This window comes from Pseudomonas sp. G5001, from assembly GCF_013385475.1.
Taxonomy (GTDB): domain Bacteria; phylum Pseudomonadota; class Gammaproteobacteria; order Pseudomonadales; family Pseudomonadaceae; genus Aquipseudomonas.
The window spans coordinates 1-25987 of sequence record NZ_JACAPZ010000032.1 but is presented as its reverse complement, the minus strand read 5'-3'; the positions used below and the strand labels follow the sequence as shown (position 1 = coordinate 25987).

General features: G+C 62.8%; 24 protein-coding genes and 2 riboswitches. Of the genes, 9 read left to right on the top strand and 15 right to left on the bottom strand.

Annotated features, from left to right (window positions below; genetic code table 11):
• Nucleotides 1–83: 83 nt before the first annotated feature.
• Together HX805_RS24340 and HX805_RS24335 are read left to right on the top strand one after the other, a co-directional pair.
• A complete protein-coding gene (locus tag HX805_RS24340) occupies nt 84–2333 on the top strand; it encodes a TonB-dependent siderophore receptor (protein ID WP_177117352.1) in 2250 nt (749 codons plus the stop codon).
• 150 nt (nt 2334–2483) lie between these two features.
• Nucleotides 2484–2699 (top strand): hypothetical protein, encoded by a 216-nt coding sequence (locus HX805_RS24335; RefSeq protein ID WP_003217916.1) that lies wholly within the window; start codon nt 2484–2486, stop codon nt 2697–2699.
• Nucleotides 2700–2798: 99 nt separating this feature from the next.
• Here the strand turns inward: HX805_RS24335 and HX805_RS24330 are convergent, their stop codons facing one another.
• The 4 genes from HX805_RS24330 to HX805_RS24315 form a co-directional block, all read right to left on the bottom strand.
• Nucleotides 2799–3290, bottom strand: a complete 492-nt coding sequence (locus HX805_RS24330) for a GNAT family N-acetyltransferase (protein ID WP_008432012.1) — start codon at nt 3288–3290, stop codon at nt 2799–2801.
• A gap of 91 nt (nt 3291–3381) precedes the next feature.
• Nucleotides 3382–4515, bottom strand: a complete 1134-nt coding sequence (gene zapE / locus HX805_RS24325; RefSeq protein ID WP_177117351.1) for a cell division protein ZapE — start codon at nt 4513–4515, stop codon at nt 3382–3384.
• Between the two features lie 22 nt (nt 4516–4537).
• Nucleotides 4538–4879 (bottom strand): nuclear transport factor 2 family protein, encoded by a 342-nt coding sequence (locus HX805_RS24320; RefSeq protein ID WP_008432007.1) that lies wholly within the window; start codon nt 4877–4879, stop codon nt 4538–4540.
• A 52-nt stretch (nt 4880–4931) separates the two neighbouring features.
• Complete coding sequence (locus HX805_RS24315; protein ID WP_032898885.1) at nt 4932–5648, bottom strand: YafY family protein; 717 nt, start codon at nt 5646–5648, stop codon at nt 4932–4934.
• Nucleotides 5649–5830: 182 nt separating this feature from the next.
• Here HX805_RS24315 and HX805_RS24310 point away from each other — a divergent pair, with 182 nt between their 5' ends.
• Complete coding sequence (locus tag HX805_RS24310) at nt 5831–6886, top strand: aldo/keto reductase (RefSeq protein WP_102369259.1); 1056 nt, start codon at nt 5831–5833, stop codon at nt 6884–6886.
• Nucleotides 6887–7007: 121 nt separating this feature from the next.
• Here HX805_RS24310 and pepN read toward each other — a convergent pair whose 3' ends face one another.
• The 6 genes from pepN to HX805_RS24280 are packed head-to-tail and all read right to left on the bottom strand — an operon-like array spanning nt 7008 to nt 13515.
• The gene (gene pepN, locus HX805_RS24305; RefSeq protein ID WP_177117350.1) at nt 7008–9665 is read right to left on the bottom strand and encodes an aminopeptidase N; all 2658 of its coding nucleotides are present in this window, start codon (nt 9663–9665) and stop codon (nt 7008–7010) included.
• A 13-nt stretch (nt 9666–9678) separates the two neighbouring features.
• Nucleotides 9679–10509 carry a DUF2797 domain-containing protein gene (locus HX805_RS24300; RefSeq protein WP_003217902.1) on the bottom strand — a complete coding sequence of 277 codons (831 nt, stop codon included), beginning with the start codon at nt 10507–10509 and terminating at the stop codon, nt 9679–9681.
• Nucleotides 10506–10766 carry a YeaC family protein gene (locus HX805_RS24295; RefSeq protein WP_003217900.1) on the bottom strand — a complete coding sequence of 87 codons (261 nt, stop codon included), beginning with the start codon at nt 10764–10766 and terminating at the stop codon, nt 10506–10508. Before HX805_RS24295 ends, HX805_RS24300 begins: the two co-directional genes overlap by 4 nt.
• Nucleotides 10767–10781: 15 nt before the next feature.
• Nucleotides 10782–11657, bottom strand: a complete 876-nt coding sequence (locus tag HX805_RS24290; protein WP_008431996.1) for a rhomboid family intramembrane serine protease — start codon at nt 11655–11657, stop codon at nt 10782–10784.
• Nucleotides 11654–12628 (bottom strand): metallophosphoesterase, encoded by a 975-nt coding sequence (locus HX805_RS24285; protein WP_161635726.1) that lies wholly within the window; start codon nt 12626–12628, stop codon nt 11654–11656. Before HX805_RS24285 ends, HX805_RS24290 begins: the two co-directional genes overlap by 4 nt.
• Nucleotides 12625–13515, bottom strand: coding sequence for an NAD(+) kinase (locus HX805_RS24280; RefSeq protein WP_003217892.1), 891 nt, complete (start codon nt 13513–13515; stop codon nt 12625–12627). The genes HX805_RS24285 and HX805_RS24280 overlap by 4 nt, the downstream gene beginning before the upstream one ends.
• Nucleotides 13516–13658: 143 nt before the next feature.
• Between HX805_RS24280 and HX805_RS24275 the strand changes: the two genes are divergently transcribed.
• Nucleotides 13659–14645 (top strand): DUF1853 family protein, encoded by a 987-nt coding sequence (locus HX805_RS24275; protein ID WP_177117349.1) that lies wholly within the window; start codon nt 13659–13661, stop codon nt 14643–14645.
• On the opposite strand, the gene HX805_RS24270 is transcribed toward HX805_RS24275, so the two are convergent.
• The 5 genes from HX805_RS24270 to HX805_RS24250 form a co-directional block, all read right to left on the bottom strand.
• Nucleotides 14602–15204 carry a VWA domain-containing protein gene (locus tag HX805_RS24270; protein ID WP_032898884.1) on the bottom strand — a complete coding sequence of 201 codons (603 nt, stop codon included), beginning with the start codon at nt 15202–15204 and terminating at the stop codon, nt 14602–14604. The two genes, HX805_RS24275 and HX805_RS24270, sit on opposite strands and share 44 nt — an antisense overlap.
• A 53-nt stretch (nt 15205–15257) precedes the next feature.
• Nucleotides 15258–16256 carry an ATP-binding protein gene (locus HX805_RS24265; protein ID WP_177117348.1) on the bottom strand — a complete coding sequence of 333 codons (999 nt, stop codon included), beginning with the start codon at nt 16254–16256 and terminating at the stop codon, nt 15258–15260.
• Complete coding sequence (gene cobN, locus HX805_RS24260) at nt 16256–20029, bottom strand: cobaltochelatase subunit CobN (RefSeq protein WP_134326792.1); 3774 nt, start codon at nt 20027–20029, stop codon at nt 16256–16258. Before cobN ends, HX805_RS24265 begins: the two co-directional genes overlap by 1 nt.
• A gap of 3 nt (nt 20030–20032) precedes the next feature.
• Entirely contained in the window at nt 20033–21094 is a 1062-nt protein-coding gene (gene cobW, locus HX805_RS24255) for a cobalamin biosynthesis protein CobW (protein WP_003217887.1), read from the bottom strand.
• Between the two features lie 92 nt (nt 21095–21186).
• Nucleotides 21187–21389: riboswitch (cobalamin riboswitch) on the bottom strand.
• A complete protein-coding gene (locus HX805_RS24250) occupies nt 21386–21904 on the bottom strand; it encodes a helix-turn-helix domain-containing protein (protein ID WP_177029458.1) in 519 nt (172 codons plus the stop codon). It overlaps the preceding riboswitch by 4 nt.
• A gap of 113 nt (nt 21905–22017) precedes the next feature.
• Here HX805_RS24250 and fabF point away from each other — a divergent pair, with 113 nt between their 5' ends.
• The 5 genes from fabF (at nt 22018) to cobM (ending at nt 25753) form a co-directional block, all read left to right on the top strand.
• A complete protein-coding gene (gene fabF / locus HX805_RS24245) occupies nt 22018–23286 on the top strand; it encodes a beta-ketoacyl-ACP synthase II (RefSeq protein WP_177117347.1) in 1269 nt (422 codons plus the stop codon).
• Between the two features lie 36 nt (nt 23287–23322).
• Nucleotides 23323–23539: riboswitch (cobalamin riboswitch) on the top strand.
• Nucleotides 23540–23635: 96 nt separating this feature from the next.
• A complete protein-coding gene (locus HX805_RS24240; RefSeq protein WP_003217883.1) occupies nt 23636–23824 on the top strand; it encodes a CbtB-domain containing protein in 189 nt (62 codons plus the stop codon).
• Nucleotides 23825–23835: 11 nt separating this feature from the next.
• Nucleotides 23836–24534 (top strand): CbtA family protein, encoded by a 699-nt coding sequence (locus HX805_RS24235; protein WP_008431977.1) that lies wholly within the window; start codon nt 23836–23838, stop codon nt 24532–24534.
• Nucleotides 24531–24923, top strand: coding sequence for a cobalamin biosynthesis protein (locus tag HX805_RS24230; protein ID WP_003217881.1), 393 nt, complete (start codon nt 24531–24533; stop codon nt 24921–24923). The genes HX805_RS24235 and HX805_RS24230 overlap by 4 nt, the downstream gene beginning before the upstream one ends.
• An 83-nt stretch (nt 24924–25006) precedes the next feature.
• Complete coding sequence (gene cobM / locus HX805_RS24225) at nt 25007–25753, top strand: precorrin-4 C(11)-methyltransferase (RefSeq protein ID WP_008431975.1); 747 nt, start codon at nt 25007–25009, stop codon at nt 25751–25753.
• Nucleotides 25754–25987: the final 234 nt, after the last annotated feature.

The following is a 25987-nucleotide window of genomic DNA, read 5'->3' as shown; positions in this document are numbered from 1 at the left end:
TTCTCGTTTAGCGCTAAAGTTCCCCGCCTCCTTTCGTCTTTGAGCCAATGGCATTTTTCATAGACGACAAGGAGTTCGCCGCGATGTTCGCGCCTATTACCCGTTCCATGACCTTGACCCTGGGCCTCTTCAGCGTGGTGCTGAGCCCGGACCTGCTGGCCGAAAACGACCCCGACCAGGAATCCCAAGCGCCGGCCAAAGCCCTGGAACTGGGCAGCACCAGCATCACCGCCGAAGGCCTTGGCGCCAACACCGAACACACCGGTGCCTACACCACAGGCTCAATGGGCACCGCCACCCGGCTGAACCTGTCCATCAAGGAAACCCCGCAGTCGGTCTCGGTGATCACCCGCCAGCAGATGGACGACTTCAACCTCAACACCCTGACCGAAGTGATGCGCCAGACCACCGGCGTGGTGGTGCAGCACCTGGACTCCGACCGGGTCGGCTATTCCTCGCGCGGCTACGGCATCACCAACTTCCAGATTGACGGCATGCTCAACACCTTCGGCCGCATGAAGTCCGATGCCGACACCATCATCTACGACCGGGTCGAAGTGGTCCGCGGCGCCACCGGCCTGACCACCGGCGCCGGCGACCCCTCGGCCACGGTCAATATGGTGCGCAAACGTCCGACTGCCCAATGGCAGGCAAAGACGGGCATCAGTGGCGGCTCCGATGACAATTACTACAGCTACCTGGATGTCGGCGGCCCCTTGGCGTTTGATGGGCGCCTGCGCGGCCGCACGGTGCTCGCCTACCGTGACACCCAGTCCTACCGCGACAACTACGCGCTGCAACGGGAAGTCGGCTACGGCATCCTCGAAGGCGACCTGACCGACGACACGGTGCTGGCGGTGGGCTTCGATTACCAGAACAAGCATGTGCAGGGCACCGCGTGGGGCACCTTGCCCTACTGGAACAGCGACGGCAGCAAAGCCAGGCTGCCCCGCTCCGCCAACATCGCGGCCCACTGGAGTTCCTGGCCGCTGAAAGATGAAACCACCTTCGCTACCCTCGACCACCGCCTGGCGGGTGACTGGCACCTGAAGGCCGCCTATACCCACCGTGAAAGCGACACCGACGGCAAGGTCTATTACGGCGGCTCAGGCTTCCCGAATGCCGACCGCAGCGGCATGACCGCCTGGACCAGCCACATGCTCGGCACCTCAAAAATGGACGTGGTCGACTTGAACCTGTCCGGGTCCTATGCCCTGCTGGGTCGTGAGCACGAATTGATGGTGGGTTACGGCGAGTCCGAGCAGCGTGACGCTTCGCCACACCTGCGCAGCGGTACGGTGCCGAAGGACTACACCAGCATCGACGATTGGAAACACATGGGCGGGATCGGCAAATTCCCCGACACCAACACCGGCCTCAAGGGCGAACAAGGCAGCACCCGCCAAAAGGCCGGCTACCTGGCCACCCGCCTGAGCCTGACCGATCGCCTGCATGCGGTATTGGGCAGCCGCTACGGCAGCTGGGAGATCGAGAGCACCACCTACAACTACAACAGGGACACTGACCAGTTCCTCGGTACGTCAAAATCCAGCCAGACCCACAACGACATGTGGACACCCTACGCCGGCCTGCTCTACGACCTGACCCCGGAGTACACCGTCTACGCCAGCTACACCGATATCTTCAACCCGCAGGAAGAACGCACCGCCAGCAAGCAATACCTGGAGCCGGTGGTAGGCAGCAACTATGAAGTGGGCATCAAGGGCAGCCTGCTGGAAGAGCGCCTGAACCTGGCGGCCGCGTACTTCTGGAGCAAACAGGACAACGTCGCGGAACTGGACAGTTTGACCCCACCGGATCCGAAGACCGGTGAGCAGTTCTTCACATCCGGCGGCAAAGGCAACAAGGTTCAGGGTTTCGAGGTAGAGGTGTCCGGAGAGGTGCGCCCCGACTGGAACCTGACCGCCGGATACACCTACACCCACTCCCTGAACGGGGACAAGCAGCGCAATAACACCCACCTGCCGCTGAACCTGCTGCGCGTGTCCACGGCCTACCGCCTGCCCGGCGAATGGCACGCGCTGACGGTCGGCGGCGCGGTGAATTGGCAAAGCGACTTCTACGACTTCGCCTATCGCCCGGTTGGCCGGGACACCAATGGAGCCCTGATCAGGGAGCGCACCCGGATCACCCAGCAGGCCTATACCGTGGTCAACCTGATGTCGCGCTATGAGTTCGATGACCACTTGTCGGCGTCACTTAATATCAACAACCTATTTGATAAAAAATATTACGAGCGCGTCGGCTTCTATAACGGCGTGTATTGGGGAGACCCGCGCTCTATCAGCGTTGCACTGGACTGGAAGCTCTGAATTCATCGCTGCTAAAGATTGGAAGTTAACGAAATCGTTAACTTTCGGTCAGCGCGAGGTTAACCCTTACTTAATATCATTGGCCCACAGTCTCCCCATCCCGCCGCAGATGACAACGCGCGGACCCAACACACTTACTGAGACACTGCCATGAAATTTTCGACTGTTATCCTTGCCGGCCTGATGACCATGACTTCCGTAGCCGCCTTTGCAGAGGGCGGATCAGAGCGCTCGAAGGAGTTCTACAACAACTTCACCTTCGTTCAGGAACAGACTCACGGTGCTGCCCAGCAAACCGCAATGGCTGACGGCAAGACCGAAAAGCCGGCAACGGCCGACCAAACTACCAACACACCGAACAGCTGATTTACCCGCAGTACCTGTGCTATTCCGCTCTGATAGCCAAGGTCAATTTGGCGCCACTTGCTGGCGCCTTTTTTTTGCCTTTAATTAAATAAACATTAATTAAAGCGGTTTGCTCCAGAACAACATCCGGCCATGTTGCGGATCAAATACCGAATCATCAAACCCAAACTTTCGATACGCCGACTGCGCCACGGCGTTGCCTTCAAGCACCTCGAGGGTGATCTTGCAGCAACCGCGCTGGCGAGCAATTTCCTCGACCTTTTGCAGCATCTTCTGACTCAGCCCCAGGCCACGGAATTGATCCATCACCACCACGTCGTGCACGTTGACCAGCGGGCGGCAGGCAAAGGTGGAAAACCCTTCAAAGCAGTTCACCAGGCCGGCCGGCGTACCGCCGACAAAGGCCAGCACACTGAACGCGTGGGCACGCTTGGCCAGCTCTGCCGGCAGTTGCTGCAAGCGGTCGGCCGGCAGGCTGTGGCCACCGCCCATGGGGTCTTCGGCGTAATGATTGAGCACCAGGCCAATGGCCTCGGCGTGTACCGGATTGGTGTAGCTGGCTTGCAGCACCAGGATGTCTGCGCTGTCCATTTCCTTCCTCGTTGACGGTGCGACAGGGACTCGGTCCCCATAAAAGGGCTCGATTGTAAGCGTGGTGCAGGCATTAGATGAAGGAGATTAACTACATTTGCCCGCGTGAAAGCGCGCCAGGCTCGCCAAACCGTGCCAGTTGCATCTCCTGCAGGCGGCTCAGGGTGCGGCGGAATGGAAACTCCAGGTAACCCTCGGTGTAGAGGCTTTCCAGCGGCACCCGGGCCTCGATGTACAGCGGCACCTTGCGGTCGTAGCACTCGTCCACCAGCGCGATGAAACGCCGGACGCTGTCGTCATGCACCGACAGTTCCGGCAGTTCCCGGTCCCCGGCGTCCACCCGTTCGGCAGCGTCTTCGGTGCCCCGGGCGATTCGTCCCGGGCGCTTTTGCGCGCTGAGGTTGGGCACCTCGCCGAGCAAAATGGCCTTGAACCGATCACACAGCAGCATGAAATCCATCGCCGCCAACGGCTGCTCACACAGGTCGGCGTAGCGACACCACAGCACGGTTTCACTGTACTGCACTGCCACGATGGAGCGGTAGCCGACCGCAACCGGGGCGCTGCTCACTGCCTGCCCGGCGCTTAACTGGCGAAACACCTCGGCCAACGCGTCGGGCTGGTCGACCCAGTAACGCTGCAGTGCGGTGCCCGGGTGCAGACGATGATCCTCCCCGCCATCGACTGCCACCACCCGCATATGCTGTTTGATCGCTTCGATTCCCGGCAGGAAACGATCCCGGTTGAAACCGTCGGCGTACAGCTGGTCCGGTGGCTGGTTGGACGTGCAGACCATCACCACGCCTTCCTCGAACATCACCTGGAACAGCCGTCCGAGGATAATGGCGTCACCAATGTCGTTGACAAACAACTCATCGAAACACAGCACCCGCACTTCCCGGCTCAGTTCGCGGGCCAGGGCCTGCAAGGGATCGTGGGTGCCCGTTAGCTGGAATGAACGCTGGTGCACCCAGCCCATGAAGTGATGAAAATGCTGGCGCCGCGCTGGCACTCGCAGGCTTTGGTAGAACTGGTCCATCAGCCAGGTCTTGCCCCGGCCGACCGGGCCCCACAGGTACACCCCGGTGATGGGCCCATGGCCGTGGTGCAAGGCCTGATGGCAGTCCTGCAGGGCTTGCACCGCCTCGCGCTGGGCGTCGTCGGGGACAAAACCCTGTTCGGTGATGGCGTGCTGATAGGCGGCAAGTGGCGAGTCGAAAGTCATGCCCGGCAGTATGCCATGACGGCTACAGGGAAATATCCAATCGGGCAATCTTGCCGTGTTCATTGAGGCGGAAGGTATAGCGCAGCTCCAGCGGGCTGCCGGGAAAGCTGCCGGTGATCAGGTTGCTGACCAGCACCTTGCCCGTGCGGTGCTGCACATTCAGCACCTGGACCCTGGGCTGGTAACGACGCCCGGTGTCTTCCATCCAGCGGGCGATGGCGGCGGTACCGACCCGGTGCTCGCCTTCGTCGAACACGTTGGCATCTTCGGCGAAACAGTCGGCCACCAGCGAGGTGTCGCCGGCATTCGCCGCGGCAATGTAGGTTGCAATAGCCGGGGCCAGTTCAGGGGTGGGTTGGGACATGGTGACAGCTCCTTTTTAGTGATTTATGGAGCCATCCTAAAGCAGCGTTGTGTCAGTTCTTGTCAGGAGTGAACGGCCCGGATTCGTTCTGTTCCATCAGCTTGCGCCAGCCCCGCAGCCAATCGCTGCGGCGCCCCGGATACCGTTCACCTTGCAGGCGCGCGGCGGCCACTCGGTCGGTGCGGAAGGTGCGATAGGCCCCACGCAATTCACACCACGCGACGATCACCCGCACTTCGTTGAGAAAGCCCAGGGCCAGGGGCCAGATCAGGCGCTGGCTGGCGGTCTGGCTGGCATCGGCGTAGTCGATGTGCAGCTTGGCCTGGCCGCGAATGGCCTCGCGGAACACATTCAACGGCACGCGATTTTCCGGGTAGCCGAAGCCTGGCGGGCCCGGCAGCACCGTCGGATTGCGCAAGGCTTCCTGGGCAGCCGGGTCAAGCACGTCGGCGATCTTTGCAAGCGCATTGGCCGCCGCCTGGCTCAGTACGTCATCACCGCGCTGGTCGACATACCGCAAGCCCAGCACGATGGCTTCGGTCTCGTCGGCATTGAGCATCAGCGGCGGCAGAAACAGGCCCGCACGCAGCACATAGCCCACGCCCGCCTCGCCGTAGATCGGTGCGCCCAACGCGGTCAGTTCGGCGATATCGCGGTACAGCGTGCGCTCGGAAATCTCCAGTTCTGCCGCCAGCACGGCGGCCGTCACCGGGCGCTTTTTGCCCCGCAGGACTTGCAACAAGGTCAACAGACGACTGGTACGCGACACGTTGATCATGCTCGAAAAAGAAAGGTGGCGCAGCTTAGCAGAGGCCTCCGTCAGAAAGTGTCAGGAGCAGGCACCCTTCCCTTCAGCCGCCAAAAAAGCCCCTTGACGAAATATATGACTCGCATCATATTTAATAGATGTTGCGAAACATTTAAACCAACCACAGCGTCAGGAGTTTCGGTATGCGCAATAAAGTCTTTGGCCGTCGCAGCGGCCTGCGGGTTTCAGAGCTGGCCCTGGGTACCGCCAATTTCGGCACAGGCTGGGGCCACGGCGCCGAGCGCGAAGAGTCCAAGCGAATCTACGACGGCTATCTGGAGGCCGGCGGAAACTTCCTCGATACCGCCAACGGCTACCAGTTCGGCCAATCGGAAGTACTGCTCGGCGAGTTCATTGCCTCGGAACGCGACCGCCTGGTGATCGCCAGCAAATACACCCTGCGCACCCAGCCTCAAGACGAAGGCACCCTCAAGCTTGGCAACAACCGCAAGAACATGGTGCGCGCCGTCGAAGAAAGCCTGAAACGCTTGAACACCGACCACATCGACCTGTTCTGGGCGCATATCAGCGACAACGTCACGCCGATGGAAGAGATCCTGCGGGGTTTTGATGACCTGGTGCGTGCCGGCAAGATCCACTACGCCGGGCTGTCCAACTTCCCCGCCTGGCGCATTGCCCGCGCCGACCTGCTCGCTGAAGTGCGCGGCTTTGCACCCCTGGTAGCGATCCAGACCGAATACAGCCTGGCCGAACGCACCGCTGACCGCGAGCTGCTGCCCATGGCCGAGGCCCTGGGCCTGGCCGCGACTTTATGGTCACCGCTGGGGGGTGGTTTTCTGACCGGGAAGTACCGCAACAGCCAGGACGATACCCGCGCCAGCAAGCTGGGGATTTTGGTCCACGCTGAAAAAAGCGCACGGGAAACCGCAGTGCTCGACACCCTGCTGGCGGTTGCCGGTGAACTGGACGCCACGCCGACTCACATCGCCATCGCCTGGCTGCGGGAAAAGGCCCGTCGTTCTACCACCGCGCTGATCCCGATCCTGGGGCCGCGTACCCGCGAACAACTGGACGGCACCCTGGGTGCGTTGAGTGTGCAACTCTCGGCTGAGCAAGTGGCCCGCCTGGATGCTGCCAGCGCGATACCGCTGGGCGTGCCCCACGAGATGATCGCGGAACGCTTCCCACGTTATACGGACGATGATGCACAAGACCTGCGCTGGCCGCCGGTTATCTAAGACCCGTTGTGGCGAGGGAGCTTGCTCCCGCTGGGCTGCGTAGCGGCCCCAAAATCTTGGGAGCGCTGCGCACTCCAGCGGGAGCAAGCTCCCTCGCCACAGATGCAGTACTCAGCCTCAGTTAAGCGAGGCTTTTGCTCACCACTTCAAACACATCGCTGGACAGCTCGCCCGAAGCGCGAATCCGCTCCAGCTCGCCTTTCATCAGCGCCTGCCGCGCGCTGTCGTACTTGCGCCAGCGGGTCAACGGTGCCAATTGCCGCGAAGCAATCTGGGGGTTGAAGCCATTCAACTGGATCACCAGGTCCGCCAGGAACCGATAACCCGAACCATCCGCCGCGTGGAAGTTGATCAGGTTCTGCCCGGCAAACGCGCCCACCAGTGCCCGCACCTTGTTCGGGTTCTTGATGTTGAACGCAGGGTGCTGCATCAACGTCTTGACCCGCTCCAGCGCGCCCGGCAAACCACTGCCCGCCTGCACGCTGAACCACTGGTCCATGACCAGCGGGTTGTCCTTGAAGTTCTCGGCAAACACCGCCAGCGCCTTGGCTTTCTCTTCTTCGAACGGCGAGTTGACCAGCACCGCCAGGGCCGTCAGGCGCTCGGTCATGTTGTCGCACGCGTCGAACTGTTCAAGGGTCGCCGCCAGCACTTCCGGCTTGCCGCTGAGCATCAGGTACGACAGCGCAATGTTCTGCAAGGCGCGACGGGCAAAGTGTTCCGCCTCGGCCACGTACGGGGTTTTCTTCGACAGGTCGCGATTGGCCTGGTAACGCAGCCACAGGCCCTCGAACAGGTTGTCGGCCAACTGCTTGCGAGCAAACTCTCGGGCCGCGTGGATGGCGTCGACATCCGCCACTTCGCTGATTTCAGTCAGGTAGGCTTCGCTCGGCAGCGAGAGCATCTCGGCGACCATCGCCTGGTCCAGGCTTTCGTCGCTCAATACGCTGCGCAGTGCAGTGATCAGGCGTTGATCCAGCACCAGCGCCTTGCCCTGCTGATGTTGGGCGATCAGCTCCTGCAACACCTGCACCGACAGCTGCTGGCCGGCGTCCCAGCGATTGAAGCCATCGCTGTCGTGCTGCATCAGGAACATCAGTTGGTCGCGGTTATACGGGAAGCTCAGCTTCACCGGCGCCGAGAAGCCGCGCAGCAGCGACGGCAGCGGGTGCTCGGCGATGTCGACAAAGGTGAAGGTCTGTTCGGCTTCGGTCACCGAGATCACGCGGGACGTGGCGCCGGCAGCGGTTTCACCGGCCAGGCGCAAGGCGATGCCCGCGCCCTTCCCGTCCAGCAGGCCCAGCTCAACCGGAATCACGAACGGCAGTTTTTCCACCTTGTCCGGGGTTTCCGGGCAGCTTTGACGGAAGGTCAGGCTGTAGGTTTTAGCCACCGCGTCGTAGGACTCGCTCACCGCCAGGCGTGGCGTACCGGCCTGGCTGTACCAGCGCTTGAACTGGGTCAGGTCAGCGCCGTTGGCGTCTTCCATGGCCTTGATGAAGTCATCGCAGGTCACAGCCTGGCCGTCGTGGCGTTCGAAGTACAGGTCGCTGCCTTTGCGGAACCCTTCGGCGCCGAGCAAGGTTTGGATCATACGGACGACTTCCGAGCCCTTTTCGTACACGGTCAGGGTGTAGAAGTTGGAGATCTCGATAAAGCCGTCCGGACGCACGGCGTGGGCCATGGGGCCGGCATCTTCGGCGAACTGGTGAGTGCGCAGATAAGCCACGTCCTGGATGCGCTTGACGGTGGCCGAATTCATGTCGGCAGAGAACTGCGAATCACGGAACACCGTGAAGCCTTCCTTCAGCGACAGCTGGAACCAGTCGCGGCAGGTCACGCGGTTGCCCGACCAGTTGTGGAAGTATTCGTGGGCAACAATCGCCTCGACTCGCTGGTGCGCGGCGTCGGTGGCGGTTTCGGCACGGGCCAGCACGGCGCTGGAGTTGAAGATGTTGAGGCCCTTGTTTTCCATGGCGCCCATGTTGAAGTCGTTGACCGCGACGATCATGAAGATGTCGAGGTCGTACTCACGGCCATAGACTTCCTCGTCCCAGCGCATGGATTTCTTCAGGCTGTTCATGGCGTGCTGGCACTTGTCGATGTTTTCCGGCTCGACATAGATACGCAGCGCCACGGTGCGCTCGGTCATGGTGGTGAAGGTGTCTTCGACACACCACAAATCACCGGCCACCAGTGCAAACAGGTACGCCGGCTTCTTGAACGGATCTTCCCAGGTCGCCCAGTGCCGGCCGTCTTCGCCAGGGCCGGAAGCAATCGGGTTGCCGTTGGACAGCAACACCGGGTAGCTGTGTTGCTCGGCGATCACCGTGGTGGTGAACACGCTCATCACGTCCGGACGGTCGAGGTAATAGGTGATCTTGCGGAAACCCTCGGCCTCGCACTGGGTGCAGAACATGCCGCCGGATTTGTACAGGCCTTCCAGGGCGGTATTGGTTTCCGGGTGGATCTTCACCGTGGTGTCGAGGGTGAAGGTCGCGCTGGTGGGGTGCACGGTCAGGTGGCTGTCGCTCAACTGGTAGTCAGCGTCGGTCAGTTCCTGGTCGGCCAGGTTCACCGACAGCAGCTCCAGCTGCTGCCCGTCCAGCACCAGCGGCGGCAAGCCGGCGCCGCGCTCGGGGTTGCGGCGCATCACCAACTGCGCGTGGACCAGGCTATGGTCCTCGAACAACTCGAAGGTCAGGTGCGTCTCGTCGATCAGGTAATCCGGCGCCTGATAGTCCTTCAGGTAAATCATCTTCGGCTGTTCGGTGCGCATGTCTGTCGTCCTTCTACTGATGCACGGCGAGCTGGTAGGCCGTGTATTTACGAATATTGATCACGCCGGTATCGAAGATCAGGTATTGGCCCTTGATCCCCATCAGCGTGCCTTCGGCAATCGGGTTCTTGTCCAGGTTGAAGCTGACGATCTTGGTCGGATACTGCTCGATCGGGTAGCGAATTTCGATCGGTTCGATGTCGGTCACCGGTTGGATGGCCTGCAGGCCAAAGCGTTCCTGCAAACCAAGCATGCCTTCGGCACAGCTGGCGAAAAGTTCGTCGCGCACCTGCGCAAGGTCGACGGCCTGGGCATCGCCCTTGAGCAGCGCGCGCCAGTTGGTCTTGTCGGCCACCTGGCTGCGGAACAGGTCTTCGACGAAGCCCGACTGCTGGCGCGTGGCAACGCGCATGATCGGCAGCGCCTGGCTGGCGCCCTGGTCGAGCCAGCGGGTCGGCAGCTGGCTGGCGCGGGTGATGCCGACCTTGATCCCCGACGAGTTCGCCAGGTACACCACGTGGTCGGTCATGCAGAATTTTTCACCCCAGGCCGGATCGCGGCAGGTGCCGGCGTCGTAATGGCAGCGCTCGGGGCTCATGATGCACAGGTCGCACTGGGCCAGTTTGGTCATGCACGGGTAGCAGTAACCCTGGCTGAAACTGGTCTTGGTCTTGCGACCGCAATGGGTGCAATGGATCGCACCGAGGTATTCCAGGCGCACGGTAGTGCCGATCAATGGATTGACCGGCACCTCGGTGTCGCCCAGGCGAAACGCGTATTGAACGGTCGGCTCACCCAACTGCGCCGACATCTTGCTGACTGCACCACGGCCAATCTCAATCAATGGATGGCATCCGACTTGAACAGGATGTTCGGCACCGGCGCCGACTTGGAGGCGCATTCCTGCGGGCCCATGTAGCCGGTGCGCTGGTCTTCCGGCAGGTTCTGCAGTTCCCAGGCGATCACCGCCTGCAACGACAATTCACGCTGCTCGGCGGTGAGCTTGCGGCCATCGGACCATTTGCCGATTTCCACGGCGAGCTTGAGGCTCTCGTAGATGTCCGGGGTGATGTTTTCGATCATTTCGACAAAAGAGGACATAAGACTCTTCCTTAACTAAATAGGAGACATTTTGCGGCGGCTGTACAAGCCACCCAACAAACCGGTCAGGCAGCCCATCACCAGGCCACCCACGTGGGCCGCGTTGGCGATTTCGCCGAAGCCGATCATCGAGACCAGGCCCGACAGGCACAGCACCAGCCACACCAGCATCATCACCAAAACCCCGCGAGGCAGGCGATACACCGGATTCGGCGACACCCACTGATAGATCCAGCAATGCCCGAGCAAGCCATACAGCACGCCGGACAACCCGCCAAACAGGCCGGGACCACCAAAATAGTATTGAGCGTAGTTCGACACCAGGCTGAACAGCAGGGTCAGGCCCAGCAGGTTGATGCTGCCCTGGCGCAACTCGATGCGCCGCCCCAGTTCCCAGTACCACATGCCGTTCATGGCCAGGTGCAGGATGCCGAAGTGGATCAACATCGGCGTGACCAGGCGCCACCACTGTCCCGACGCCAGGCTGTCGGTCAATGGCGTGAAACGGATGTACTCGCCTGCCACGCTGAACGGCAGGAACGTCAGCCAGCTCATGGCTTGCAGGTTATCCCCCAGCAACGTAACGGCGCCGACGATGATGCTCAGCAGCAACACCAACGCGGTCACCGGGCTGTGGCGAAGCTGCTGGGCAAACCCGGGACGCCTGGTCGACGTCGCCTGCTCGGGAATGTCCAGTTGCTGGTCCGGGTCACCGGCCGGAAAGCGCTGGTACAGGACCTTCACGTCTTCACTGATGGAGTCAGGCACCCACAGCACCTGCTCCCCGGCTTCTTCGCTGACGCGATGGGGCACTTGCATGCGTTGCAGAAGCTTGACGAAACCACTCAAATCCACCGCCAGCGGCAGGCGTAATACAGCAACGGTACTCATGAAATAACCTCAGGGCGCTCGACATCGACCCAAACAAATTTACGCGGGTCCAGGCGGGTTTCCTGATCCAGCCGGTACGCCACCAACTTGCCGTACAGCACCGCGCTGTAGTCCAGGCAGGCCAGGTTCGGGCGGATCGGCGCCGGTTTGCCGCTGCGCCAGTAGTGGCCGACGAACAGCAATGGCTCGTCGACGCCGTAGCGCAGCAGGGAATTCTTTTCAGTGGACGACAGCGGCGTGGCGGCCACCGGTTCCGGCAGCGCATCGGGCTGGAACACGATATCGCCGTAGGTCTTCGGGTCGTCTTCCCAGAACTTGGTACGGAAGAACGAGCGCGTCAGGCCGTCGCCGCCGGTGAGGGTCAAGCCGTCCGGCAGGCGCATGTCGGTGCCGCGCAACAGGCGGTCGAAGGCATTGCTGGCGAAACTGCCGGGCACGGCGGCGGCTTGCAGGAAGTGTTCGTCGATGCAGCCGTCCGGGAAATGCGCGCGCAGGGGCTCGATAAAGCCGTTGTCCCAGCAAGCGTGCACTACGCGGAATCGCCCGGCGTCGACAAACAGCGGCATGTCATAGAACCAGCCGAGGAAATCGTGCCAGTCTGCCGGGTGCTGTTCGAACTGGGTCAGGGTCTCGTGGATCAACCGCGCGTGGCGTGGCGTGTGCTCGCGCACAAACTGCTTGCCGCTGCCTGGGGCGGCGGGCGTGCTCCAGCCCAGCGCGTTGAACTCATGGTTGCCCATGATGCACAGTGCCTGGCCGGCCTCGGTCATGTCGTGGACGATATGCAGCGCCTCGCGAATGCGCGGGCCACGGTCGATGATATCGCCGAGGAACACGGCCATTCGCGACGGATGCCGCCAGGTACCGCCCTGCTTGTGGTAACCCAATCGGTCGAGCAAGTGCTCAAGGGTATGAGCGCAACCGTGCACGTCACCAATCAGGTCGTAGCTACGCGCGGGATCGAGCATCAGTCGCCTCCACCCCCCAAGCGGCTGCCCCAGCCCAGCTTGGTCCGGCACACTTCGTAGTAGTTGTGGTCCAGCGGGTGGATCAACCGCAACTTCTGTGCCTTTTTGCTCACGGTGATGGTGTCACCGGGGGCGCAGGTGAAATGGTTCTGCCCGTCGCAGGAGACTTGCGGGTAGATCTGCATGTCTTTTGACACCACGATTTTCAGCTCACTGTTGCCATCGACCACGATAGGCCTGCTGGACAACATATGGGGATACATCGGCACGATCACAATGGCATCCAGCTTGGGATGCATGATCGGCCCACCGGCCGACAGCGCGTAGGCCGTGGACCCGGTCGGCGTGGCGACGATCAGGCCGTCGGCCTTCTGGCTGCACACGAACTGGCCGTCGATGTACAACTCGAACTCGATCATCCGCGTCGACTTGCCGGGGTGCAGCACCACATCGTTGAGGGCGTCGCCCTGGCCGATGGCTTCGCCGTGGCGGCGCACTTCGGCTTGCAGCAGGAAGCGGTTTTCCACCAGGTAATGGCCGTCCAGCACCTTGGCCACTTCGACTTCCAGCTCGTCGGGGCGAATATCGGTGAGGAACCCCAGGCTTCCGCGGTTGATCCCCAGCACCGGCACGTTATGCCGCGCCAGCGCCCGGGCGGCGCCCAGCAGGCTGCCGTCGCCGCCCACCACGATCACCATGTCGCAGACTTCACCGAGCATCTTGCGCGACGAGGTCTGCAGGCCATGGCCCGGGAGGATTTCAGCGATGGTGTCTTCGAGGATCACGTGCAGGTGGCGCTCGAGCAGAAACTTTTTCAGTCGGCGGACGGTGTCCAGCACCTGGGTACTGCCCAGGCGACCGATAATGCCGATATTGCGAAATTGCTCCATGGGGCTCCTGCGGGGTTCGGGTTCTGCAAAAAAGAACGATTATGGGCGAAAGCCGGCGTTACACAAAATCCTTTGTCGCCGCAAACCCCAGACGACAACGGTTCTCAGCCCCCTTCCCGGCTGTAAAAGGCTATGCTCGGACCATGACTCTGTTCCCTGATTTGCAGCACCTGCCCCGCCAACTGCGTCACCCCGAGGTGCGCGATCTCGCGTGGGTGATGCTCGCCCCGCCGATGCTCGCGCAAACGCCGTGGCCACAACGCCACCCGCTGACCGGCAGCGACTGGGTGCAGGCCCCGCATTTGCTGGAGCAGTGGCTGCGCCAGCTGGACCAGGACAGCAGTGCCTTGCTGCATTGGCTGAGCCAGGCACGCACCCGCCGGCTGGGGTTGTATTACGAACGGCTGTGGCAATTCGCCGTGCAGCATGCGCCGGGCGTGGAGCTGCTGGCGGCCAACCTGCCGATCCGCCAGGCCGGGCATACCCTGGGCGAACTGGACATGCTGCTGCGCGACCGTGACGGTGTGCATCATCTGGAACTGGCGATCAAACTCTACCTCGGGCCCCAGGACGGTGATGGCCGGGACACCGCGCAATGGCTCGGCCCCGGCTGTCATGACCGGCTCGACCGCAAGCTGGCCCACCTGGCCCAGCACCAACTGCCGATTTCCGCCCGGCCGGAGAGCCGCGAAGTCCTGGCCGCGCTGGATATCCAGGCCTTTGATGCCCATCTGTGGCTGGGCGGGTATCTGCTCTACCCATGGCCGGGCATGGCGCAGGCGCCGCAGGGCGCGCATCCCCAACACCTGAATGGCCGCTGGCTGCATCAGCGCGATTGGTCGAGGTTTATCGAGCAAAGCCCGGCAGGACGCTGGCAACCGCTGCCCCGCCATGCATGGCTGGCACCGGCGCACTACCCGGCGGACGAAGCCTGGGACGCGGCCCGGATGCAGCACTGGCTAACCGAACTGGACCCCATGGCGCCCGCGCAGTTGCTGGTGCGCCTGGTGGAAAACAGCGAAGGCGAATGGGAAGAAGCCGAACGGTTGTTTCTGGTGGCGGATCTGTGGCCGAACGTGCCGGCGCTTACAGGTTATCGATATGCCGATAGTCAATCTGTAACCCCATAGCCAGCTGCTTTGAACGACCCAACCGAATCGGGCCGCGCTCGATGTCCACCAGCAAACCCGGGCAGTCCAGCGGCGGCAAACCCGCCACATCCTTCAGCCGCCCATCGGTGATCACCAGCAACCGCTGCTGCTCCACCGGGTAACGCTTGCGACGAGCCGCCAACCAGTGCCCCGCTTCGTTCAGCGCTGCCAACAATGGCGTGCCACCGCCTGCACCGAGGCCATCAAGCCAATGACCAAGCCCTTTTGCCGCCTTTAATCCCTGCACCTGCCACTTTGGCGATTGCCCGCTCGCGGTGAGCAACGCCATGCGCGCCCGCTGTCGATAGGCATCGTCGAACAGTTGGGCCAGTAATCCCTTGGCATCGCTAAGCGCCTGATGCCGCCGGGTGGACGCCGAAGCATCGACAATCACCAGCCACAGTTCATGGGGCGTACGGCTACGCAGTTGATACAGCAAATCTTCGCGGCGTTGCGGCCGCCCGCCGAGCAAGGTGCCCGGCCAGTTGATCGAACCTTCGGCCGCGCTGCGCGCCTGGCCACGCCGGCCCTTGTTCAGTCGACCCGCCTTGGGCCGTGCATCCGCCCCCGCGTCAGGTTTGGGGCGGATGCCTAGGGCTTTTTTGGCCAGGTGGGCACATCACGGCGAGCGCCTATCGGCAAGGCGGGTGCGGGCATGTCGCCCCATTGGCCCTGGCCTTCAGGTGCATCATTGGGCTTGGGTGATTGACCGCCAGCGGGCGGCGTTGCAGGCGGGGATTGCTCCTGACGACGATGGCGCAGGGCAAATTCCGCGACCGCTTCGATATCTTCTTCGCTGATAGCCGTCGCGCCCCGCCAGGCCGCATGGGCACGTGCGCCACGCAGCCAGACCAGGTCGGCGCGCAAGCCATCGACGCCGGCGGCAAAGCAGCGCTCGGTAATCTGCGCCAGCGCCTGGTCATCCAACGGGATGCTATCCAGCAATGCGCGGGCCCGGGTGCAACGCTCACACAACGCGGCCTGCCGGTCGGCCCATTGCCCGCAGAAACCCTGAGGGTCGCTGTCGAAATCCAGGCGGCGACGGATGATCTGCCCGCGTTCGGCCGGCTGGGTGTGCCCGCTCAGCGCCACGTTGAAACCAAACCGGTCGAGCAATTGCGGGCGCAGCTCGCCCTCTTCCGGGTTCATGGTGCCGATCAGTACAAAACGCGCCGAATGCCGGTGGGAAATCCCGTCGCGCTCGATCAGGTTGGTGCCGCTGGCGGCCACGTCCAGCAGCAGGTCCACCAGGTGGTCGGGCAGCAGGTTGACTTCATCGACATAGAGCACGCCGCCGTCGGCCTTGGCCAGCACGCCAGGGGAAAACTGTGCGCGGCCCTCACTGAGTGCCGCGTCCAGATCGAGTGTGCCCACCAGCCGCTCCTCGGTGGCGCCCAACGGCAGCGTGACGAACTGGCCGCTGGCGAGCAGGTCCGCCAGGCCACGGGCCAGGGTGGACTTGGCCATGCCCCGCGGGCCTTCAATCAGCACGCCACCGATCTTCGGGTCGATGGCCGTCAGGCACAGGGCCAGTTTCAAGTCGTCGGCGCCGACCACGGCGGACAGCGGGAAATGTGGAATGTCGGTCATCAACTGCCTTCTTCTATATCCAACAACAGGTTTTCCAACGCCTCGCGGTACGCCCCAGGCTCCTGCCACATGCCGCGTTGCTGGGCTTCAAGCATGCGTTCGGTCATGTCCCGCAGGGCATCCGGGTTGTGCTGCTGCACAAAGGCGCGGGTGTCCGGGTCCAGCAAGTAGGCATCCGCCAGCAACGCGTATTGATGATCGTCGATCAACGCCGTCGTAGCGTCGAACGCGAACAGATTATCCACGGTGGCCGCCATCTCGAACGCGCCTTTATAGCCGTGGCGCTTCACCCCTTCGATCCACTTCGGGTTGGCCGCCCGGGCACGAATCACCCGGTTCAACTCTTCCTTCAACGTGCGGACTTTCGGCAAGTCCGGCTGGCTGTGGTCACCATGATAGCTGGCGGCCTTGTCGCCGCTCAGGGTTTCCACGGCGGCGAGCATGCCGCCCTGGAATTGGTAGTAATCATTGGAGTCGAGCAGGTCATGCTCGCGGTTGTCCTGGTTCTGCAACACCGCCTGCACCTGGCTCAAACGCTGGGCAAACTGTTCGCGGGCGGCGGTGCCTTCGTCGGAGCCGCCATAGGCGTAGCCGCCCCAGTTCAGGTAAACCTCGGCCAGGTCTTCGCGGCTCTGCCACAAGCGCCCATCAATCGCGCCCTGCACGCCGGCACCATAGGCACCGGGCTTGGCACCGAAGATCCGCCAACCAGCCTGCTTCGCCGCCGCGTCCTCGTCCAGGCCCGACAGGCGCAAGGCCTCTCGCTCACTGCGCACCTTGGCCGCCAGCGGGTTCAGGTCATCCGGTTCGTCCAGCGCAGCCACGGCTTGCACCGCCGCGTCGAACAGGCGGATCAGGTTGGCGAATGCATCGCGGAAGAAGCCCGACACGCGCAAGGTCACATCCACCCGTGGCCGGTCCAGCAGACTGATCGGCAGGATTTCAAAGTCATCCACCCGCTGGCTGCCCGTGGCCCATACCGGGCGCACGCCCATCAGCGCCATGGCCTGGGCAATGTCGTCGCCGCCGGTGCGCATGGTGGCAGTGCCCCACACCGACAGGCCGAGTTGGCGCAAGTGGTCGCCATGGTCTTGCAGGTGACGCTCAAGGATCAGGTTCGCCGACTGGAAGCCGATGCGCCAGGCAGTGGTGGTGGGCAGGTTGCGCACATCCACCGAGAAAAAGTTGCGACCGGTGGGCAACACGTCCAGGCGGCCCCGGCTCGGCGCGCCGCTGGGCCCGGCCGGGACGAAGCGCCCGTTCAAGGCATCCAGCAACCCGCGCATTTCCGCCGGGCCGCAGGCATCCAGGCGTGGCGCGACGACGATGCGCAAGCTCTCGATCACCGCCTTGACGTCTTCCCAGCCGGGCTCTTCAAGCTGCTCCACGGCACCTTCCAGCGCCTGCTCGATCAAGCGCGCGGCATACAGCTCCAGGCGTTCACGGGTGTCGCCGGCGGTGCGCCACAACTGCGTGTCGATCTTCTGCAACACCACTGGCCGGCGCCCCGTCCACGGCTCGGCCAGGGCGCAGTCCAGCGGATCGAAGCCCAGGTCGAAGGCCTTGGCCAATACCCGCAGCAGGCTCGATTGCGGCCCGCGCCCATCGCCACGCGGAATACGCAACAACGCCAGCAAGGTGTCGATGCGCAAGCGGCCCTCGGGTGACTCGCCGAAAATGTGCAGGCCATCGCGAATCTGCGACTCCTTCAAGTCACACAGGTAGGTGTCCAGGCGCGGCAGCCAGATCGCCGCATCGGCGTCGCTGTCGAGGTTTTCGTCCAGGGCCAGTTCCTGGTCGATGCGGGTTTCGCGCACCAGCTTGAGGATGTCCTTTTGCAGCTCGCGGGCACGCCGTGGGTCGAGCAGTTGTGCCTCGTAATACTCGTCGGCCAGCAACTCCAGGTCGCGCAGCGGCCCATAGGTTTCGGCGCGGGTCAGCGGCGGCATCAGGTGGTCGATGATCACGGCCTGGGTGCGGCGCTTGGCCTGGGCGCCCTCGCCCGGGTCATTGACGATAAACGGGTAGATATTCGGCAGCGGCCCCAGTAGTGCGTCGGGCCAGCAGTTCTCGGAAAGCCCGACGCCCTTGCCCGGCAGCCATTCCAAGTTGCCGTGCTTGCCAACGTGGATCACGCCGTGGGCGCCGTAGGTGTGGCGCAACCAGAAGTAGAACGCCAGGTAGCCATGGGGCGGCACCAGGTCCGGGTCGTGATAGACCGCACTCGCGTCCACCTGGTAACCCCGGGCCGGCTGGATGCCGACGAAGGTCAGGCCCAAACGCAGGCCCGCGATCATCATGCGGCCGTCACGGAACATCGGATCGCTATGAGGTGTACCCCAGCGTGCCAACACGGCCTGGCGATTGGACTCGGGCAAGCGGTTGAACATCGCCTCGTAGTCATCCAGCGCCAGGCTCTGATGACACGGACGCAAGTCGAGGCTGTCCAGGTCGTTGCTGACGCCGCCCAAGAGCGCCTGGATCAGTGCCGTTCCGCTTTCCGGCAGCTCGTCCGGCAGCGGATAACCTTGGATTTTCAGTGCCCGCAGGATATTCAGCGCGGCGGCTGGGGTGTCGAGACCCACGCCGTTGCCGATACGTCCGTCCCGGGTCGGGTAGTTGGCGAGGATCAGCGCGATACGCTTTTCGCCATTCGGCACCCGCGCCAGTTCGACCCAGCGCCGCGCCAGTTCGGCGACAAAGTCCATGCGCTCCGGCTGTGCGCGATAGCACACCACATCCGACTGGCTGCGCTCACTGCGCCAGGCCAGGTCCTTGAAGCTGATGGGCCGGCTGATGATGCGCCCGTCCAGTTCCGGCAACGCGATGTGCATCGCCAGGTCACGTGGGCCGAGGCCTTGCTCGCTGGCCTGCCAGCCGGGCTCGTTGTCCTGGGCGCAAATCGCCTGGATCACCGGGATATTGCGGCGAAACGGCCGCAGGTGCGGCGCTTCGGGGCTGGACTGGGCAAAACCGGTGGTGTTCAGAATCACCGAGGCGTGCACCTCGTCCAGCAAATCCTCGACCACGGTCAGGCAACCGGGCTCTTTCAAACTGGCCACCGCCATCGGCAGCGGGTTGAGACCCGCGGCCTGCAAGCGCTGGCAAAAAACATCGATAAAGCCGGTGTTGGCCGCCTGCAAATGGGAGCGGTAGAACAGCACCGCCGCCACGGGAAAATCAGCTTGCCAGTCAGCCTGCCAATCGTTGAGACGGGCATTGGCTTTATGCGGGTGATAAATCGCCGTGCGCGGCAGGGTTTGCGGCTCGCTCCAGGCGTAATCGCGGCCAAGGTAGCCGGCGGCCAGGCAACGATAGAAATCCAGCGCATTCCCCAAACCACCCTGGCGCAGGAAGTGCCAGAGCCGGTCACGTTCCTCGGCGCCCACGGTGCTGAGGCCACTGAGTTCCGGGTCCGGGCGATCATCCCCCGGCACCAGGATCAGCTGCACGCCGCGTTCGGCCAACTCCACCAGGCGCTCGATACCGTAGCGCCAATAACCGATGCCGCCGTGCAGCGAAATCAGGATGACCTTGGCGTGGCGCAGCACCTCATCGACATACAGGTCGACCGAAGCATGGTTCTGCACCTGCATCGGGTTCGCCAGGCGCAGGCTCGGGTAATCCTCGGGCAACTGCTGGGCCGCTTCGGCCAGCAGCGCCAGGCTGGAATCACCGCTGCACAGGATCACCAGCTCGGCGGGGGTTTGCCCAAGGTCGGCGATGTTGTCATCCGAAACGAAACCGCCGGGCTGGGTCCTGAGCAGATGCATGGTTTAAACGCTGAGGGCAGCGCGCAGTTGCGCTTCGAGCAACGCGGCGTCGAGTTCCTGGCCGATCAGCACCAGGTGCGTGGCGCGCGGCTCATCGGCGCGCCAGGCGCGGTCGAAGTGCTTGTCGAAACGCGTGCCCACGCCCTGGATCAGCAGGCGCATCGGCTTGTTCGGGATCGCCGCGAAGCCCTTGACCCGCAGGATGCCGTGCTTGACCACCAGTTGGGTCAGGGCGTCCAGCAGCAGGCTTTCGTCGGCCTGGGGCAGTTCGATGGAGATGGAGTCGAAGGCATCGTGGTCGTGGTCGTCCTCACCTTCGTGATGATGATCGTGATGGCTGTGGCGGCCGTCGATGTGTTCTTCCGAGCCCGCGCCCAGGCCGATCAATACGTCCAGCGGCAGGCGACCGCTGCTGGCTTCGATGATTTTTACCGCCGGCGGCAGTTCTTCTGCCACTTCCAGGCGCACACGGGCCAGGTCTTCAGGGCTGATCAGGTCGGACTTGTTGAGGATCACCAGGTCGGCGCTGGCCAGTTGGTCGGCGAACAGCTCGTGCAGGGGGGATTCGTGGTCCAGGTTCGGGTCGAGCTTGCGCTGGGCGTCAACCTGGTCCGGGAAGGCGGCGAACGTGCCGGCGGCCACGGCTGGGCTGTCGACCACGGTGATCACGGCGTCAACGGTGCAGGCGCTGCGGATTTCCGGCCACTGGAACGCCTGGACCAAGGGTTTTGGCAGGGCCAGGCCCGAGGTTTCGATGAGGATATGGTCGAGGTCGCCGCGACGGGCCACCAGTTCGCGCATCACCGGGAAGAACTCTTCCTGGACCGTGCAGCACAGGCAGCCATTGGCCAATTCGTAGACGCGGCCGTTCGCCTCTTCTTCGGTACAGCCGATGGAGCATTGCTTGAGGATTTCACCGTCAATGCCCAGCTCGCCGAACTCGTTGACGATCACCGCGATGCGGCGCCCCTGGGCGTTATCCAGCATGTGGCGCAGCAAGGTGGTCTTGCCCGAGCCGAGGAAGCCGGTAACGATGGTGACGGGGAGTTTGGCCAGTGTTTTCATCGGATGCCCTTTGGGGCGGGCATACGGGACGAGTGGCCCTGCGCGGGTGCGCAGGAGCAGAATTCGCCACCGGATCACCCCGCCCGGTTGAAGTAGAAAATCGGTTGCGAGGCAGGTCTCCTGGCTTGGGGCTTGCCGGCGGTGATGCCGGCGCTGGCTGCGCCTTCCCGCCTTGTTCAGGCAGTGGCGTGGCAGTCAGATAAACCCTTTACAGTTGCGGGGGCAGCCGCGGCATTGACCGCGTTCCCTTCTTAGCTTCGGCCTGGGCCGAAGAACCTCGAAGGTGCAAGGCTACGCAGTGCGCGGGGACGGGTCAATGTCCGAGCGTTTGGCGCGAAGCAGCGCCAGGCGCTCCAGCATGCCCTCGCTGGCAGCAGGCCCGGCTTGAACGCTGCATTGCTCGACGGACACGCGCACACCGTCGGCGTCCACCACCGCCACTTCCACCGGGCGCCGGGTTTCCCGGTCAACCAATTGCAGGCTTTCACCTTCGTTGGCGAAATGGCGGTTGCCCCAGCCGATGAACGCCATGATCACCACCCGGAAATCCTCGCCAACCGGCGTCGGTACGTACTCGAAACGGGGCGGCCGCTCGCTGTATTGCCGGCGCTCCAGCAGCCCCGCCTCGACCAGGCTGTTGAGCCGGCGGGTGAGCATATTCGGAGCGATTCCCAGGCTCTGGGAAAACTCGTCAAAACGCCGCAAACCTTGCAGCGCGTCGCGCATGATCAGGATGCTCCACCACTCGCCTACCCGTTCCACTCCACGGGCTACCGGGCATTCGGCATTCACCAGCGACTTACGTTGCATTGCAGTTCCTCTGTGGGGCGGCTACGGAAATTTCAGCTATCGGATGTTACTTTCATAATGATAGTTTCGTCCATGCATTGCTACCAACCTGAAATTTGCGGAGCTAAGCGATCATGAGTAAGCGAATTGTTGTGACCGGCATGGGTGCAGTGACACCGCTGGCAACCGGCGTGGAACAGACCTGGAAGCGCCTGCTGGCCGGTGAATCCGGGATTCGCAGGCTACCCGAGGCATTGATCGGCGACCTGGCAATCAGCATCGGCGGCCAAGTGTTGGACCGCATCCAGGACCCTGAAGCCGGCTTTGACCCGGACACTGTCATCCCGGCCAAGGAACAACGCAAGATGGACCGGTTCATCGTGTTTGCCCTGGCAGCCGCGCAAGAGGCCCTGGCCCAGGCAGGCTGGAGTCCGCAGACGCCATCGCAGCAGGAACGTACGGCGACAATCATCGCCTCCGGCGTGGGTGGTTTTCCCGCGATTGCCGAGGCCGTTCGTACGGCTGACAGCAAAGGGCCTCGCCGCCTGTCGCCGTTCACGATCCCGTCATTCCTCGGCAACATGGCGGCCGGGCACGTGTCGATCCAGCATCAACTGAAAGGCCCGCTGGGCTCCCCCGTCACTGCCTGCGCCGCCGGCGTACAGGCGATTGGTGATGCCGCGCGAATGATCCGTGCCGGCGAAATCGACATCGCCGTGTGTGGCGGCGCCGAAGCCTGTATCCACCGAGTCAGCCTCGGCGGTTTTGCTGCGGCGCGTGCGCTGTCCAGCGATTACAACGACACGCCGGCATTGGCTTCCCGCCCGTTCGATCAAGGCCGCGACGGGTTTGTGATGGGCGAAGGTGCCGGGCTGTTGGTGATCGAGGAACTGGAGCATGCATTGGCTCGCGGGGCGACGCCTATCGCAGAGCTGGTGGGCTACGGCACCAGCGCCGACGCCTATCACATGACCTCGGGCCCGGAAGATGGCTCGGGTGCACGCAGGGCAATGGAACTGGCGATCGCGCAGGCCGGAATCAGCGCCGCACAGATCCAGCACTTGAACGCCCACGCCACGTCGACCCCCGTAGGTGACAACGGCGAGCTGGCGGCGATCAATACGCTGTTCGGTGCAAATGCCAGCGTCGCGATCAGCGCCACCAAGTCGGCGACCGGCCATCTGTTGGGCGCAGCGGGCGGGATCGAGGCGATCTTCACTGTGCTCGCGCTGCGCGACCAGATTGCCCCGGCCACCCTCAACCTGGACAACCCGGACCCCGCTGCCGAAGGGCTGGATATGGTCCGGGGCCAAGCCCGGCCGTTGCCGATTGAATACGCGATTTCCAATGGATTTGGCTTTGGTGGCGTGAATGCCAGTGTGTTGTTCAAACGCTGGGGTTAACGCGGCGATTTGACGCCCATCGCCCGCCCATGCTCTCCTACACATCTTGTTTCGGGTGCCCTTCACAGGGTGAAACGGGAAACCGGTGAGTCATGTTCCTTTACTCAAGGGCGTGACGAGTCCGGTGCTGCCCCCGCAACGGTAAGCGAGTGAAGCATCAAAACCACTGTGCCTCCAGGGCATGGGAAGGTGATGCTTTCAAGGCCCAGGCCCCTCGCAAGCCCGGAGACCGGCCCGAAAAAATCAGATAACAAACCCGCGGTGGGCGGGCGCTGTTCAGAACCCTGCGTGCCTGGCTCGCGGGGTTTTCATGCGCTCGTGTCACCCTGAAACCCTGAAGGGACGCGCCATGTCGATCATCAGCAGCACCGCCTCTACCGCCAGCACCACCGCCACCCTGAGCCAACGCCTGACTGCTGCCATCGGCGCGTCGATCCTCGGCGCGTGCCTGGTGTATTTCGCCGGTTTCTCGCACATCGAAGCGGTGCACAACGCCGCCCACGATACCCGCCACAGCGCTGCGTTCCCGTGCCACTGAGACCTGCCGACATGATCAAGCGTATTGCCCAAACCGCAGGTTTCACCGGCCTCCTGGCCGCCTTGCTGCTGACCTTGCTGCAAAGCTTCTGGGTTGCCCCGCTGATCCTGCAGGCGGAAACCTTCGAAAACGCCCCGGCCGCGACCGAAGTGCATGAACATGCCGAAGCCACGGCCCACACCCACGACGCTGAAGCCTGGGAGCCGGAAGATGGCTGGCAGCGTGTGCTGTCGACTACGGGCGGTAACCTGGTGGTCGCCGTAGGTTTTGCCCTGATGCTTGCCGGCCTGTACACCCTGCGTGCACCGACCCGTACGGCCCAAGGCCTGCTATGGGGCCTGGCCGGTTACGCCACCTTTGTGTTGGCGCCGACCCTGGGCTTGCCGCCTGAATTGCCGGGGACTGCGGCGGCAGACCTGGCGCAACGGCAAATCTGGTGGATCGGCACTGCCGCCTCTACCGCTGCCGGTATCGCGCTGATCGTGTTCGGTCGTAACTGGCTGCTGAAAATCCTGGGCGTGGCGATCCTGGCTGTGCCCCATGTGATTGGCGCACCACAGCCGGAAGTCCACTCGATGTTGGCACCGGAGGCTCTGGAAGCTCAATTCAAGATCGCTTCGCAGTTGACCAACGTTGCCTTCTGGCTGGCGCTGGGCTTGATCAGTGCCTGGCTGTTTCGCCGTAACCGTGATGGTCAGTATTCGGCATGATCCTGGCGGTTGGCCTGGGGTGTCAGCGGGGTTGTTCTGTCGACATCCTGCGTGAACTGTTCAACGCCGCCCTCGCCGAGGGTGGCATTGAGCGTCAGCGCATCACTGCGTTGGCCAGTCTTGATCGCAAGCGGGATGAGCCGGGGTTGCTGGCACTGGCTCAGGTTCTGGATTTGCCGTTGGTATTTTTCAGTGCGGAGCAATTGGCGCCCTATGAAGATCGACTGAGCCATAAGTCCGAGACGGTTTTTGCTCATACCGGCTGCTACGGCATTGCTGAAAGTGCCGCCCTGGCCCTGGCAGAACAGCTGTCTCAAAGCCCTGCCACCCTGCTGATCACCCGCAAAAAAACCGCCCAGGCCACCTTTGCATTGGCTTGCGCCGGCTGAATTCCCGATAATCGTCAGCTTTGATCATGAGCAATCTTCATCTGGAAGGCTGCTCGCGTGCTTTTTTTCACAGGAATGAATCCATGACTGTCTTTTTCATCGGCGCAGGCCCAGGCGATCCGGAATTGATCACGGTCAAGGGGCAGCGGCTGATTCGCAGTTGCCCGGTGATTATCTATGCCGGTTCGCTGGTGCCGGCGGCGGTGCTTGAGGGGCATCAGGCGGAGTTGGTGGTCAACAGTGCGGAGCTGCATCTGGAGCAGATCATTGGGCTGATCAAGACGGCCCATGAGAAAGGCCAGGATGTGGCGCGGGTGCATTCCGGGGATCCGAGTTTGTACGGGGCGATTGGGGAGCAGATTCGGCTTTTGCGGGAGCTTGGGATTGGGTTTCAGATCATTCCCGGAGTGACGGCGGTGGCGGCTTGTGCGGCGTTGTTGGAGGCTGAGCTGACGTTGCCGGACATTGCGCAGAGTGTGATTTTGACGCGGTATGCGGATAAGACGGCGATGCCTGAGGGTGAGGTGTTCAGTAGCCTGGCGCAGCATGGGACGACCATGGCGATTCACCTGGGGGTGAATCATCTGGAGAAGATCGTGGCTGAGTTGGTGCCTCACTATGGGGAGGATTGTCCGATTGCGGTGGTGCATCGGGCGACCTGGCCGGATCAGGATTGGGCCATTGGTACGCTGGCGGATATTGCCGGGAAGGTGGCAGCCAAGGGGTTTCGGCGTACGGCGTTGATTCTGGTGGGCCGGGTTTTGGCCAGTGACAGTTTTGGTGAGTCGTCGTTGTATCGTGCGGGGCATGCGCATTTGTATCGACCCTGAGGGTGGTGGCGGTGGTGATGGTGTACATATCCGTTATTTAGGTAACGGCGACTATTGGTTCCGCTCTTACAGCGGCTCACTTTTGAAGAGCGCAAAAGTAAGCAAAACGCTCTTGCCCCACCACTCGGCTCCTCGCCTAGGCTCGGAGTGCCCTCACTCCGGCTTTGGACCGTGGGCCGCCGTCATGGGCCATCCCTGGCCCAGGACGGCTAACCCGGCGTCCTGCCGGGTTAC

What these genes read in the sequence shown, in the direction of transcription:
- HX805_RS24340 (WP_177117352.1), top strand. Translation starts at nt 84, where the DNA reads ATGTTCGCGCCTATTACCCGTTCCATGACCTTGACCCTGGGCCTCTTC.
- HX805_RS24335 (WP_003217916.1), top strand. Translation starts at nt 2,484, where the DNA reads ATGAAATTTTCGACTGTTATCCTTGCCGGCCTGATGACCATGACTTCC.
- HX805_RS24330 (WP_008432012.1), bottom strand. Translation starts at nt 3,290, where the DNA reads ATGGACAGCGCAGACATCCTGGTGCTGCAAGCCAGCTACACCAATCCG.
- zapE (WP_177117351.1), bottom strand. Translation starts at nt 4,515, where the DNA reads ATGACTTTCGACTCGCCACTTGCCGCCTATCAGCACGCCATCACCGAA.
- HX805_RS24320 (WP_008432007.1), bottom strand. Translation starts at nt 4,879, where the DNA reads ATGTCCCAACCCACCCCTGAACTGGCCCCGGCTATTGCAACCTACATT.
- HX805_RS24310 (WP_102369259.1), top strand. Translation starts at nt 5,831, where the DNA reads ATGCGCAATAAAGTCTTTGGCCGTCGCAGCGGCCTGCGGGTTTCAGAG.
- pepN (WP_177117350.1), bottom strand. Translation starts at nt 9,665, where the DNA reads ATGCGCACCGAACAGCCGAAGATGATTTACCTGAAGGACTATCAGGCG.
- HX805_RS24295 (WP_003217900.1), bottom strand. Translation starts at nt 10,766, where the DNA reads ATGTCCTCTTTTGTCGAAATGATCGAAAACATCACCCCGGACATCTAC.
- HX805_RS24290 (WP_008431996.1), bottom strand. Translation starts at nt 11,657, where the DNA reads ATGAGTACCGTTGCTGTATTACGCCTGCCGCTGGCGGTGGATTTGAGT.
- HX805_RS24280 (WP_003217892.1), bottom strand. Translation starts at nt 13,515, where the DNA reads ATGGAGCAATTTCGCAATATCGGCATTATCGGTCGCCTGGGCAGTACC.
- HX805_RS24275 (WP_177117349.1), top strand. Translation starts at nt 13,659, where the DNA reads ATGACTCTGTTCCCTGATTTGCAGCACCTGCCCCGCCAACTGCGTCAC.
- HX805_RS24265 (WP_177117348.1), bottom strand. Translation starts at nt 16,256, where the DNA reads ATGACCGACATTCCACATTTCCCGCTGTCCGCCGTGGTCGGCGCCGAC.
- cobN (WP_134326792.1), bottom strand. Translation starts at nt 20,029, where the DNA reads ATGCATCTGCTCAGGACCCAGCCCGGCGGTTTCGTTTCGGATGACAAC.
- cobW (WP_003217887.1), bottom strand. Translation starts at nt 21,094, where the DNA reads ATGAAAACACTGGCCAAACTCCCCGTCACCATCGTTACCGGCTTCCTC.
- HX805_RS24250 (WP_177029458.1), bottom strand. Translation starts at nt 21,904, where the DNA reads ATGCAACGTAAGTCGCTGGTGAATGCCGAATGCCCGGTAGCCCGTGGA.
- fabF (WP_177117347.1), top strand. Translation starts at nt 22,018, where the DNA reads ATGAGTAAGCGAATTGTTGTGACCGGCATGGGTGCAGTGACACCGCTG.
- HX805_RS24240 (WP_003217883.1), top strand. Translation starts at nt 23,636, where the DNA reads ATGTCGATCATCAGCAGCACCGCCTCTACCGCCAGCACCACCGCCACC.
- HX805_RS24235 (WP_008431977.1), top strand. Translation starts at nt 23,836, where the DNA reads ATGATCAAGCGTATTGCCCAAACCGCAGGTTTCACCGGCCTCCTGGCC.
- HX805_RS24230 (WP_003217881.1), top strand. Translation starts at nt 24,531, where the DNA reads ATGATCCTGGCGGTTGGCCTGGGGTGTCAGCGGGGTTGTTCTGTCGAC.
- cobM (WP_008431975.1), top strand. Translation starts at nt 25,007, where the DNA reads ATGACTGTCTTTTTCATCGGCGCAGGCCCAGGCGATCCGGAATTGATC.